This window comes from Pseudomonas petroselini, from assembly GCF_045037875.1.
Lineage (GTDB): Bacteria > Pseudomonadota > Gammaproteobacteria > Pseudomonadales > Pseudomonadaceae > Aquipseudomonas > Aquipseudomonas petroselini.
In genome coordinates, this window is record NZ_CP173614.1 from 4,565,288 (window position 1) to 4,577,615 (window position 12,328).

The 12,328-nt window shown below is 62.9% G+C and carries 14 protein-coding genes; 6 read left to right on the forward strand and 8 right to left on the reverse strand.

Features of this window, described 5'->3' with window-relative positions:
- Positions 1-684 precede the first annotated feature (684 nt).
- Positions 685-1,107, reverse strand: a complete 423-nt coding sequence (locus ACI512_RS20930; protein ID WP_236383777.1) for an MAPEG family protein — start codon at positions 1,105-1,107, stop codon at positions 685-687.
- The gene (locus ACI512_RS20935; RefSeq protein WP_236383778.1) at positions 1,100-1,405 is read right to left on the reverse strand and encodes a DUF2834 domain-containing protein; all 306 of its coding nucleotides are present in this window, start codon (positions 1,403-1,405) and stop codon (positions 1,100-1,102) included. Before ACI512_RS20935 ends, ACI512_RS20930 begins: the two co-directional genes overlap by 8 nt.
- A gap of 83 nt (positions 1,406-1,488) precedes the next feature.
- On the opposite strand from ACI512_RS20935, the gene ACI512_RS20940 reads away from it, so the two are divergent.
- Both ACI512_RS20940 and ACI512_RS20945 read left to right on the forward strand, forming a co-directional pair.
- Entirely contained in the window at positions 1,489-2,277 is a 789-nt protein-coding gene (locus tag ACI512_RS20940; RefSeq protein WP_236383779.1) for a helix-turn-helix domain-containing protein, read from the forward strand.
- Between the two features lie 54 nt (positions 2,278-2,331).
- Positions 2,332-4,041, forward strand: a complete 1,710-nt coding sequence (locus tag ACI512_RS20945) for an amidase (RefSeq protein ID WP_236383780.1) — start codon at positions 2,332-2,334, stop codon at positions 4,039-4,041.
- A 554-nt stretch (positions 4,042-4,595) separates the two neighbouring features.
- Here ACI512_RS20945 and ACI512_RS20950 read toward each other — a convergent pair.
- From ACI512_RS20950 to ACI512_RS20965, 4 genes are all read right to left on the reverse strand, one after another.
- The gene (locus ACI512_RS20950; RefSeq protein ID WP_236380431.1) at positions 4,596-5,333 is read right to left on the reverse strand and encodes a CPBP family intramembrane glutamic endopeptidase; all 738 of its coding nucleotides are present in this window, start codon (positions 5,331-5,333) and stop codon (positions 4,596-4,598) included.
- Between the two features lie 7 nt (positions 5,334-5,340).
- Complete coding sequence (locus ACI512_RS20955; protein ID WP_236380432.1) at positions 5,341-5,811, reverse strand: RidA family protein; 471 nt, start codon at positions 5,809-5,811, stop codon at positions 5,341-5,343.
- Positions 5,808-6,026, reverse strand: coding sequence for a DUF6434 domain-containing protein (locus ACI512_RS20960; protein ID WP_236380433.1), 219 nt, complete (start codon positions 6,024-6,026; stop codon positions 5,808-5,810). The genes ACI512_RS20955 and ACI512_RS20960 overlap by 4 nt, the downstream gene beginning before the upstream one ends.
- A gap of 96 nt (positions 6,027-6,122) precedes the next feature.
- Complete coding sequence (locus tag ACI512_RS20965) at positions 6,123-7,220, reverse strand: SMP-30/gluconolactonase/LRE family protein (protein WP_046034820.1); 1,098 nt, start codon at positions 7,218-7,220, stop codon at positions 6,123-6,125.
- Between the two features lie 220 nt (positions 7,221-7,440).
- Between ACI512_RS20965 and ACI512_RS20970 the strand changes: the two genes are divergently transcribed.
- Positions 7,441-7,869, forward strand: a complete 429-nt coding sequence (locus tag ACI512_RS20970) for a nuclear transport factor 2 family protein (protein WP_236380434.1) — start codon at positions 7,441-7,443, stop codon at positions 7,867-7,869.
- A gap of 23 nt (positions 7,870-7,892) precedes the next feature.
- Here ACI512_RS20970 and ACI512_RS20975 read toward each other — a convergent pair whose 3' ends face one another.
- Positions 7,893-9,218, reverse strand: a complete 1,326-nt coding sequence (locus ACI512_RS20975; RefSeq protein ID WP_405121306.1) for a PLP-dependent aminotransferase family protein — start codon at positions 9,216-9,218, stop codon at positions 7,893-7,895.
- A 92-nt stretch (positions 9,219-9,310) separates the two neighbouring features.
- Here ACI512_RS20975 and ACI512_RS20980 point away from each other — a divergent pair, with 92 nt between their 5' ends.
- Positions 9,311-10,201, forward strand: a complete 891-nt coding sequence (locus tag ACI512_RS20980) for a DMT family transporter (protein ID WP_236380436.1) — start codon at positions 9,311-9,313, stop codon at positions 10,199-10,201.
- Here ACI512_RS20980 and ACI512_RS20985 read toward each other — a convergent pair.
- On the reverse strand, positions 10,198-10,764 hold the full coding sequence (locus ACI512_RS20985; protein WP_236380437.1) for a YceI family protein: 567 nt from the start codon (positions 10,762-10,764) through the stop codon (positions 10,198-10,200). The two genes, ACI512_RS20980 and ACI512_RS20985, sit on opposite strands and share 4 nt — an antisense overlap.
- Before the next feature lie 122 nt (positions 10,765-10,886).
- Between ACI512_RS20985 and ACI512_RS20990 the strand changes: the two genes are divergently transcribed.
- Both ACI512_RS20990 and yghX read left to right on the forward strand, forming a co-directional pair.
- Positions 10,887-11,381, forward strand: a complete 495-nt coding sequence (locus ACI512_RS20990; RefSeq protein ID WP_046034816.1) for a PaaI family thioesterase — start codon at positions 10,887-10,889, stop codon at positions 11,379-11,381.
- 44 nt (positions 11,382-11,425) lie between these two features.
- Positions 11,426-12,313, forward strand: a complete 888-nt coding sequence (gene yghX, locus ACI512_RS20995) for a YghX family hydrolase (RefSeq protein WP_236380438.1) — start codon at positions 11,426-11,428, stop codon at positions 12,311-12,313.
- Positions 12,314-12,328 lie beyond the last annotated feature (15 nt).

Genomic DNA, 12,328 nt, shown 5'->3' on the forward strand with positions numbered 1-12,328 from the left:
TGTACCCAGTCTTATCCAACATCCTGGTCGTCTGCCAGGCCGCCAACGGGAGCAAGCTCCCTCGCCACAGGTCCGACGCCATACCCAGAATTGTGTAGATACCGAGGCCCCGATGGCGCTGAATCAGTCACCTGATGAATCGACTGACACACCGCTATCGGGGGCAAGCCCCCTCCCACATTTGCATCGCGGTCTAACCGTTAGATGGCGCTCGGCTGTCAGGCCGCCACGGGAGCAAGCTCCCTGGCCACAGGTCCGACGCCATACCCAGAACTGTGTAGATACCGAGGCCCCGATGGCGCTGAATCAGTCACCTGATGAATCGACTGACACACCGCTATCGGGAGCAAGCCCCCTCCCACATTTGGATCGCGGCCTAACCGTTAGATGGTGGTCGGCTGTCAGGCCGCCACGGGAGCAAGCTCCCTCGCCACAGGTCCAGCGCCATACCCAGGGTGGTGTAGATACCGAGGCCCCGATGGCGCTGAATCAGTCACCTGATGAATCGACTGACACACCGCTATCGGGAGCAAGCCCCCTCCCACATTTGGATCACAGCCTAACCGTTAGATGGCGCTGGTCTGCCAGGCCAGCGCCCTCGCCACAGTGCCACACCCAGAGGTGCATAGATGCCTATACCCATCGCACGCAAGCCAGCGCCCACATTGACCCGCGGTAAAACGCTCACAGCAATCCCCAAACCATCAACCCACCCAGCCCGAACAGACACGCCATCCCAACCGCATACGCCAGGGTGCGCCAGGGTTGCCATCCACCCAGATACATCAGCGTGTGCGCCATGCGCGCCAAGGTAAAACCACCGAACAGCGCCGCAGTCGCCCCCGTGGGAGTCCCCAGCACCACACACAACCCGCCAAGCACAAAGAACAACGGAATACTCTCCAGGTCATTCGCCCACGCCTTACTCGCCCTCACCACCTGCGGCAATTCCCCTGCATGCGCAGCACAGCTGAAGAACGCCGCATCCTCCCGATTGATAAACGCCCGCGCCCGTATCCGGAAAAAACCCTGATAACAGGAAATTGCAAACATCTTCAGGCACAGCACCAGCACGCACAGTGCGTAGACCTGCAACCGCTCACTCATCGCGGCCGCCGTTCACCACCAGATAAAGCAACGGCCCCACCGACACAAACACCGCCGTCAGCAAAAAATACGGCACCACCGACGCCAGCGACCGCCCGTGCCGCCGCGCATCCCGGTACATCCACACGCACGCCAGCACCGCCATCAGGTACAGGTCGATCACCACTTGCGCGGTGTCCGGCCGCGACATCAGTTCGCGTCCAAAGGCCAGCAGCGACTGCTCAGCCGTGAGCATCGTCGCCAGGGTGTACAGCGAAAATCCCAGCAGGCCCGCCAGGGCGATATAGGGTCTTCTCATGGTCGCTTCCTTGGAGTGATGAAGGCCCACCTTAGTGATAAGGTTCGGCCCCTCGCAATGACCTCGGAGGTCATGATCCCGCCATGGACACCCCTTCTACCGCCGGCGAACAGCTGCGCCAACTGCGCAGGCGCGCCAAGCTGAGCCAGCTCGACCTGGCCTTGATCACCGGCGTTTCCCAGCGCCACCTCAGTTGCATCGAGACCGGGCGGGCCAAGCCGAGCCCTGGCACCTTGCATAATCTGCTCACGGCGCTGGAGACCCCGCTGGAGCAGTGCAACCGTGTGTTCCTCGCCGCCGGCTATGCGCCGCGCTACAGCGCCACCCCGCTCGCCTCGCCCGCCATGGCCGCGATCCGCGAAGCGGTCAACCATGTGCTGCACGCCAACAATCCCGCCCCGGCCATCCTGTTGGACAGTCAATGGCAAGTGTTGGCGGCGAACGCCAGTACCGGCGTGCTGTTTGGACTGCTAGGCATACCGCCCGATGCAGCCTTGGGCTTGAACCTGCTGACCACGCTGCTGCACTCGGGCGGCCTGGGCGATCATCTGGTCAATGCCGAGGAGATACGCACCCTGGCCTGGCAGCGTGCCACCCGTGAGGCGCTGGGCAATCCTGAATTGGCCACGTTGCTGACGACATTGCCGACACCGACCCACACCGAACTGCCCGCGCAGATGCCACCGCTGGTACTGACGCGCGTCCGCTCAGCCCAAGGTGAACTGAGCTTTCTGTCCACGTTCACGACCTTCGGCATGCCCCAGGACATCACCCTCACCTCCCTGCGGATCGAACACCTGATTCCCGCTGACGAGGCCACTTGGCAAGTGATGCGCCGCGCGTATGCAGAGTATGCGGCGCTGGTTTTGTGAAATATCTGTACGTAGACTGCCGCCATACCCCCACTTGAAGGCGGCGAAAAAAAAGTGATGCACGTTACCGAAGTCTCCATTGCCCAATTGCGCGCCGCGCTTGAATCCGGCCAGACCACGGCGGTTGAACTGGTCCAGGCCTACCTCGCACGGATCGATGCCTATGACGGTCCGCAGACCGCCACCGCCTTGAACGCCGTGGTGGTGCGCAACCCCGATGCGCTGAAAGAAGCCGAGGCGTCCGATGCACGCCGGGCCAAAGGCGAAACCTGGGGGCCATTGGATGGCATTCCTTACACGGCCAAAGACAGCTACCTGGTCAAGGGCCTGACTGCGGCATCCGGTAGCCCGGCGTTTACCACCCTGGTCGCCCAGCGTGATGCGTTCACCATCGAACGCCTGCGCGCCGGTGGCGCCATCTGCCTGGGCAAGACCAATATGCCGCCGATGGCCAATGGCGGAATGCAGCGTGGCGTGTATGGCCGGGCGGAAAGCCCGTATAACGCCGTCTACCTGACCGCGCCGTTTGCCTCCGGCTCGTCCAACGGCGCCGGCACCGCGACGGCGGCGAGCTTTGCAGCCTTTGGCCTGGCCGAAGAAACCTGGTCGAGCGGACGCGGCCCGGCCTCCAACAATGGCCTGTGCGCCTACACGCCCTCCCGTGGCGTGATTTCGGTGCGCGGCAACTGGCCGCTCACACCGACCATGGACGTGGTGGTGCCCTATGCCCGCACCATGGCCGACCTGCTGGAAATCCTCGATGTGGTGGTGGCTGAAGACCCGGACACCCGTGGCGACCTCTGGCGCCTGCAGCCATGGGTGCCGATCCCGAGTGTGGCTTCGGTGCGCCCTGCGTCCTACGCTGAACTGGCGGTGCCCGCTGAATCCCTCGCCGGCAAGCGCTTTGGCGTGCCGCGCATGTACATCAATGCCGACCCGGACGCCGGCACCAGCGAAAAACCTGGGATCGGTGGCCCTACCGGGCAGAAGATCAACACCCGCGCCAGCGTGATCGACCTGTGGCAAGACGCACGCCAGGCGCTGGAAGCCGCCGGTGCCGAAGTCATCGAGGTGGACTTCCCGCTGGTGTCCAACTGCGAAGGCGACCGCCCTGGCGCGCCCACCGTGTTTAACCGTGGGCTGGTGTCCAAGGAATTCCTCCACGATGAACTGTGGGAACTGTCCGCCTGGGCCTTCGATGATTTCCTGCGCGCCAACAACGACCCCGCGCTCAACCGCCTGGCGGATGTGGACGGGCCGAAGATCTTCCCCCACGACCCGGGCACCCTGCCCAACCGTGAGGACGACCTGGCCGCCGGCATGGACGAATACGTGCGCATGGCCGAACGCGGCATCACCCCGTGGAACGAGATCAGCACCTTGCCCGACGGCCTGCGTGGCCTGGAGCAAACCCGGCGGATCGACTTGGAAGACTGGATGGACACGCTCGGCCTCGACGCGGTGCTGTTCCCCACCGTCGCCGACGTAGGCCCGGCGGATGCCGATGTGAACGAAGCCTCCGCCGATATCGCCTGGAGCAACGGCATCTGGGTGGCCAACGGCAACCTCGCCATCCGCCACCTGGGCGTACCGACCGTCACCGTACCGATGGGCGTGATGGCCGATATCGGCATGCCGGTGGGGCTGACGTTTGCCGGGCGGGCCTATGACGATTCGGCGTTGCTGCGGTTTGCCTCGGCGTATGAGGCTACCGGCAGCAAACGCCAGATTCCGCCGCGTACGCCGCCGTTGGCAGCTGGCTAAACGCGGTCAACCCTGTGGGGCTTGCTCGCAAAGGCGGCCTGACAGCCGACCAGGATGCTGGATCAGACCGGGTACATATCCGTTATTTAGGTAACGGCCACGATGGGTTCCGCTCTTACAGCGGGTCACTTTTGGAAGAGCGCCAAAAGTAACCAAAAACGCTTCGCCCCAACACTCGGCACCTCGCCCAGGCTCGGTGTGCCCGTAATCCGCCAGGTATTTGGGGGGCCGCCGCCACGCGCCATCCATGGCGCGGGGCGGCTAAACCGGCATCCCTGCCGGTTTACCCCCCAAATCCCTGTCGAATTCCGGCCAGCGTGTTTGACGGGGCGCCTGAGATCAAAAGCCAAAGCGCGGCGGCCTTAGAGCCGACCGGGTTCTTACTGCGGATCTCGGCCAAATGTCTGGGTTTACTGTGGTGAGCGGGCTTGCCCCGCGCTGGGCTGCGCAGCAGCCCCATTGGGCTTACGGTGATACTGACGGAGGGGACAAGTCAAATCGTCGCCCCTCTCCCCACCACAGCAAGCCCCACACATTTGCGTGGGTATTTCACATCAAGTGATGAAGGGCACGGCGATCAGCAGGATCGCCGTGCCATGGGTCAGCGTCGCCGCCAGCACACCGTAACGCAGGCGCACCAGCGCGCAAGCCAACCCTTCGATCAGGGTAAACAACAACACCGGCCAGCCCAGCTGAGTAACGCTCAGTGCCAGGAATGTATGGCAAGCCGCAAAGGCCACACCGCTGATCAGTGCCGCGCGCAATGGCGTCACCTGCTGTTCCAGATACCCCTGCAAATACCCGCGAAACAGCACCTCTTCCAACGCATTGGCACCATAGGCCAACACCACCATACCCGGCAGCCATGCCCAGTAGCCCGGGATCGCTGACGCTTCAATTGCCTGGTAGAAGCGCAACGGCACACCGATCAAGCACCCGACGGCAAGGCCGACCGCAAGGCCGCCGATTCGATGCCCCCTTGACCAGCAGATCAGCGCCGACAGGTCTGGCGCCACTCGCATCAGCACGGCAATCAATAGCAGCGACAAGCCGCCCAGCGCCGCCAACACAAACGCATTGGCCGTGAACGCCAACTGCACTTCGCTGCCCAGCGACCATAGGCCCAACGGGGTCATTACATCGCGCATCAGCACGAACGCCGCCAGCAGAATCAGGATACGCAGGGCCGTCAGCGACCTGGGCGTGAGTGCAAACCACAGGCCGAACAACAGCAGGCCCGGCGCCAGATACGTGGCGTAATTGATCAGTACTGCCATTCCTTGGGTAATCATGGGTCGCTCAGCCGTGCGCCACCGCGATCATATCGATCTCCACCGCCGCCGACTTCGGCAACTGCATCACCCCCACCGAGGTGCGCGTATGCACCCCGGCTTCACCGAGGATCTCGTGCAGCAGGTCCGACGCACCGTTGGCCACCTCACTTTGCTGATCAAAATCCTCGGCACTGCGCACGTACACGGTGATGCGCGGGATCGCCTTGATCGCGTCCAGCGAACCCAGCGCCTGCTTGAGCAACCCCAGGCAGCGCAACGCACTGATGCCGGCGGCGATTTGTGCCTGGGCCAGGGCCAGGTTGTCACCGACCTTGCCCGGCAGCACGATGGTATCGCCGACCCGCGGGATCTGGCCGCTGATGTACAGGTGGTTGCCGTCCCGGACCAGGGGCGTGTAGTTGCCACCGACCTTGAATTCGTCCATCAGGTAGCCAAGGCGTTGTTGCGCGGCCTGGTATTTTTCGTCGCGGGTCATGGGCGTGAATCCTCGTGTCGGCGCCGCCACTCGTCCACCACGTCACCGAGGGTCTTGGGCTCAGCGTTGCGAATCCAGGCCATGAAGGACCGGTCGAACGTGAATGCCGGACCACAGTGCTCAAGCATGAAGCGGCGTACGTTCTGCGTGTTTTTGTAGTGAGGGGTAACGGGCGTGTTGCGGGTGATGGGATCGCTGTGCCAATTGAAGTCCATTTGCTTGACGCTCTGACGCCTCAGGAGCCCGCAGCATAGCGCCAAAATGCCAAGATGGGCGCCGCTCGACCGACGCTCACCCTGGTTTTTTTTCGGTCAGCCGCCGAAATCGGCGCCACGCGTGTTGACGAACACTGCATAGATCGAATGGCTGCCGGCCATGAACAGGCGGTTACCCTCACGGCCGCCAAAACACAGGTTGGGACAGCGTTCCGGCAGCGAGATATGCCCGATAGCCTTGCCCTGCGGATTGAACACGCGCACGCCATCGAGTTTTTCCAGGTCGGCCTTGGGGTCGCCGTTGCCGCCCCAGCCACACCAGAGGTTGCCGCTCTCGTCGCACTTGATGCCGTCCAAGGCCGCGTACTCAAGGCCTTCGATGTGCTTGCGACGGGCGCCAAGCGTGCCGTCGTCATTCACGTCGATGGCCCAGATCAACCGGTTGGGCTTGGCCCGGCCTTCGACCACGTAGAGCAGCTTCTCATCCGGGGAAAAGCACAGGCCGTTGGGGCCGTTGAGGTCGTCGATCACCCGCGTGACCTTGCCGCTGTCACCGTCGATGCGGTAGACGCCATGGGGCTGGGTGGGCGTGATCTTGTGCCCTTCGTAGTTGTTGCCGGTCTGGAACGGCGGGTCCGTGAACCACACCGAGCCATCCCGTTTGCACACGATGTCGTTGGGCGAATTGAAGGGCTTGCCGTCAAAGCTGTCCGCCAGCACGGTGACGCTACCGTTGTGCTCAGTGCGGGTGATGCGCCGGCCCTCTTGGCTGGTGGTCGAGCCTTCGCACACCAGCAGCCGGCCTTGGCGATCACGGCACATGCCGTTGGAAAAATTGGCGTTTTCGCGGTAGACCGACAGGCTATCGGTCACCTCGTCCCAGCGCACGATGCGGTTGTTGGGGATATCGCTGAGCAGCAGGTAGCGGCCATCGCCGATCCACACCGGCCCCTCGGCCCAACGCAAGCCGGTCGCCAGTCGCTCGACACTGGCATTGAACAGGCGCAATTCCAGGAAACTGTCATCAAGCACTTTCACCAAGGGGTCTGGGTATCGCTGGCTCAATGGCTCAGCGGCATCTGCCAGGCGCGGCAGGTTGCCCAGCACTGCCACGGAGGCGGAAACCGCCAGGGAGCGTTGCAGGAAAACGCGGCGACTGTGGTCGGTCCGGGCAGGCGAAGAGGAAGAATCCATGGTGTGTCTCCGTTATTTTATTGTTAGACGGGAGGCCATTTTTAACCAGTGATGAGACATCGTACAAGAACAATGAAATCTTGAGACCGAGCAAACCCTCAGCACCGTGTAAATATCCGAAATTTTACTTTCCAAACGGCACAAGAGTATTGCAATGTTGTACGACGACATAAGCGGTAACGTGTTGTCCTCCACCCCCAACAACAATAAGGAAACACCCATGCAAAAAGTCAAAGTGCTGATCGGTTTTCTGTGCCTGTTCAGCGGCTACGTGGCCGCAGCCCCCGCCGCCGATAAAGACGTCGCCCAAGCGGTCGACCACCTGACCCAAGCGATGCTGCATAAAGACCTCAAGCAGCTCCAGAACCTGACCGCCGAGAACCTTACCTACGGCCACTCCAGCGGCAAGATCCAGAACAAGCAGGAATTCATCGCCGATATCGAGACCGGTCGCAGCGGCTTCAAGACCCTCGAAATGCAGAAACAGACCATCACCTTGAGTGGCGATACCGCCTTGGTCCGCAACCACTTCTCCGCCCTGGCAGTGAACAGCGGCAAAGAAGTGCCCACCGAAATCGAGAACTTCCAGATCTGGCAAAAGCAGAAAGGCCACTGGCTGCTGATCGGTCGCCAGGCGTTTAAATTCTAAGGGCTAGCGGTGAGCCGCCTGGCTCACCACTGCACGACCTTGCGCACCGTCAACAACGCTTCGCGCAACGCCGCCATGTCCACCGACCCCAAGGCCAGCCGTAGTGCGTGGGGCACATGGGCCGAGACGGAAAATGGCTCGGCGGTTGACACGGAAATGCCCTCGCGCTGCAAGGCCATGGCGACCTGATCGGCGCGGGCCTCTTCCGCCAAGGGCAGCCACAAGAAATACGAACAGGGATGACAGGTGTACGCCAGGCCCTTCAACACCTGGGCTGCCAGGGCCTGGCGCGCCTGGGCATCACGGCGCTTTTGCGCTTCCAGCTGCGCCACTGTGCCGTCCTCGATCCAGGCCACCGCAATCGCACTCATCACGCCGGGCACGTTCCAGGTGGTGGCCATGATGCTGCGTTCCACCCCCTTGACCCATTCAAGCGGCGCCACCACAAACCCCACCCGCAGGCCGGTCGCAACGCTTTTCGAAAGCCCGCCCACATACACCGTGCGCTCCGGCGCCAGGGTGGCCAGGGGCGGCGGCGCGTCCTCGGCCAGAAACGCATAGGCCGCGTCCTCGATGATCATCAGGTTGTGCTGCCGGGCGATCGCCACCAGCGCCTGGCGCTGGTCCAGGCTCAGCACCCAGCCCAGCGGATTGTGCAGGGTCGGCATGCTGTACACGGCACGCACCGGGCGCTTGCGACACAGGTTGTGCAGCGCGTCCAAGTCCGGGCCGGCCGCCGTGACCGGGATCGCGACAACGTCCAAGTGCAGGCTCTCGGCCAACACTTTGAACCCTGAATAGGTCAACGCATCCACCGCGATCACATCCCCGGGCTTGAGCAACGCCATCATCGTCACCGCCAAGCCGTGCTGGGCGCCGCTGACCAGCAGCACTTGGTCGGCCTCCACGCTGAGCCCCCTGCTGAGCACATGCCGCGCAAACGCTGCACGCTCGTGCAGGCGGCCGGCGTGAGGCTGGTAACGCAACAACGCTTCGAGGTCGCCGGATAACGCCAATTGGCGTAACGCCGTGCGCAGCAGGTCCGCCTGGCCGGGCAGCGACGGGTAGTTGAAGTTGAGATCCAGCATCCCCGCCGCCACCGTCATCTGCCCACTGCCCTGCCCCGGCGGCAACGCGATCTCGCGCACGAACGTGCCACGCCCGGTTTCCCCACTGACCAGGCCCATGGCTTCCAGCTCGGCGTACACCCGGCTGGCGGTGACCAGGGCCAGGCCATGATCGGCGGCCAGTTGCCGGTGCGTCGGCAGCCGTGTGCCGGGCGGCATTATCCCGCTACGAATATCTGCGGCGAAGCGGTCGACCAGGGACTTGTAGCGGGCGCGAGGCATAGACACTGTATCCATGACAATTTTTTGATTGTCTTAATGCTGCCCCCTAGGATGCCCTGAACGCAACCTCTCCTTTCTTCAGGGCACCCTTCATGGAACGTACATCCTCCTTCAACACCCTGGACAGCCGCACGCAAGGCTGGATCAACGGCTTTATCGGCGTGGTGATTTTCAGCGGCTCCCTGCCCGCCACACGCCTGGCCGTGATGGAGTTTGACCCGGTGTTCCTGACCATGCTCCGCGCGGCCATCGCCGCCGCCCTGGGGCTGTTCCTGCTGTGGCTGTTCAAGGAAAAACGCCCCGCACGTCATCAGTGGCTGCCCCTGGCGATCGTCTCTCTGGGTGTGGTGATCGGCTTTCCCTTGCTCACCGCGCTCGCGCTGCAATACGTGACGTCCGCCCACTCCATCGTGTTTATCGGCCTGCTGCCCCTGGCGACCGCTGTATTCGCCGTGCTGCGCGGTGGCGAGCGCCCGCACCCTGTGTTCTGGGTGTTTTCGATCCTGGGCAGTGGGCTGGTGATGGGGTATGCCGTCGCCCAGGGGCTGAGCGCCGCACCGGCCGGCGATCTGCTGATGCTGCTGGCGGTGCTGGTCTGCGGCCTGGGTTACGCCGAAGGTGCCAAGCTGTCGCGCAGCCTGGGCGGCTGGCAGGTGATCTGCTGGGCATTGGTGGTGTCGATGCCGGTGGTGGTGCCCTTGAGCCTGGTACTGGCGCCGCCGAGTTTCAGCGGCATCAGCCTGCCCGCCTGGCTGAGCCTGGGCTATGTGGCGTTGTTCAGCATGTTGCTCGGCTTTGTGTTCTGGTACCGCGGCCTGGCCCAGGGTGGCATCGCCGCCGTGGGCCAGTTGCAATTGCTGCAACCGTTTTTCGGCTTGGCGCTGGCGGCGGGCCTGCTGCATGAGCCGGTCAGCCTGGGCATGGTACTGGTGACGGTCGCTGTGATCGGCTGCGTGGCGGGTGCAAAGCGGTTCGCCCGTTAACGCTGCGGCGCGACCATCTTGAACTTGATGTTGATGTCATTGGACACCACGCGATTGCCGGCCCATTCGCCCTCGCCAATCTTGAAGTCGCCGCGCTTGAGGATGAACTCACCGTCGAACACGCCGATACCGCCTTGCTCCTTGAGCACCACGTCGACCGTCACCGGGTGCGTGATGCCCTTGAGGGTCAGGTTGCCGCTGATGGTGTAGCGGCTATCCCCCAGGGCCGTGACACCCGTGGACTCGTACACGCCCACCGGATACGTCGCGGTGTCGAACCAGGACGCACGTTGCAGCTCATCGTTCGCGTCGGGGCTGCCGGCGTCGATGCTCGCGAGTTGGATTTTGAGCAACGCATGCCCGGCTTCGGGTTTTTGCGTGTCGAAGGTCAAGCTGCCCTCAAACTCGCTGAAGGTGCCGTACACCCGCTGCCCCAATTGTTTATAAGTGAAACTGATCTGGCTGGCGGTGCGGTTGACGTCCTTGTACTCCACCGCCTGGGCGCTGGCGCCATAGGCAAGGATCAAAGCCAGTAAAGCGACCGGGGACATTCGACGTTTCATGCAACGCTCCGCTGGAAGTAACGACACAGGTACTGAGCTGGTAGGTCATACCAGGGATTTATTCCAATCAAGCGTCTGTCCTGCTAAACAGAGTAGTCGCCCAAGCACAACAAGGATTCTGCATGCACGCCCCTTCACTCCAGGACACCACCGCGCCGGAAGGCATCTGCTACGGCTGCGGCGGCAGCAACCCCCACGGCCTGCACATCAAGAGCCGCTGGGACGCGGATGGCACCCACCTCGTGGCCGAGCACCTGCCCGAGGCAAAATACAGCGGCTGGCCCGACCTGGTCTACGGCGGATTGATTGCCATGCTGGTGGACTGCCATTCCAACTGGACCGCCATGGCCTACCATTACCGCGCCGAACAACGCGAACCCGGCAGCCTGCCGCGCATCGACTGCGTCACCGGCAAGCTGGGCATCACATTCATCAAGCCGACGCCCCTGGGCGTCACCCTCACCCTGCGCGCGCGGGCTGAAGGCGACGTGGGCCGCAAAACCCGCGTGATCTGCGAGGTGTACGCCGATAACGTGCTGACCGCAGTGGGCGATTCGATCTTCGTACGCGTCGACACCGGCCAGCTGGCCGCCGCCGCCCATGGCCGTGAGGGCTGATCCTGGTCTACATTGACTGCCACCGCTAATCGAGGATTGCACCGATGACTCGTCTCACCGCGAAAGACTTTGCGCCCGAACTGCTGGAACTCTACGACGGCTATGCCCACGGCAAGATCAACCGCCGCGAATTTCTCGACCGCGCCGCGCTGTTCACCTTTGGCGGCCTCACCGCCTCGGCCTTGCTCGCGGCCCTGAGCCCCAACTACGCCCTGGCCGAACAGGTGAAATTCACCGACCCGGACATCGTCGCCGACTACATCACCTACCCCTCACCCAAAGGCAACGGCAACGTACGCGGCTACCTGGTGCGCCCGGCCAAAGCGGCGGGCAAGCTGCCGGCGGTGGTGGTGGTCCACGAAAACCGGGGCCTCAACCCCTATATCGAAGACGTCGCCCGACGCCTGGCCAAGGCCGGTTTTATCGCCCTGGCGCCCGACGGCCTGACCTCGGTCGGCGGCTACCCCGGCAACGATGAAAAAGGTGTGGAACTGCAACAGAAAGTCGACCCGACCAAGCTCATGAACGACTTCTTCGCCGCCATTGAATGGCTGATGCACCACGACAGCAGCACCGGCAAGGTCGGGATCACCGGCTTCTGCTATGGCGGCGGCGTGACCAATGCCGCCGCGGTGGCCTACCCCGAACTGGGTGCGGCGGTGTCGTTTTATGGACGCCAGCCGGAGGCCAAAGATGTGCCACGGATCAAGGCGCCGATCATGCTGCACTTCGGTGAGTTGGACACGCGAATCAATGAAGGCTGGCCGGCGTACGAGCAGGCGTTGAAGGCGGCAGGCACCCGCTATGAGGCATATATCTACAAGGGTGCCAACCACGGTTTCCATAATGACTCGACGCCGCGTTATGACGAGGAGGCAGCGAATCTGGCGTGGAAAAGAACGCTCGACTGGTTCCATAAATATTTGGCCTAGACGCCCCTTAAATGG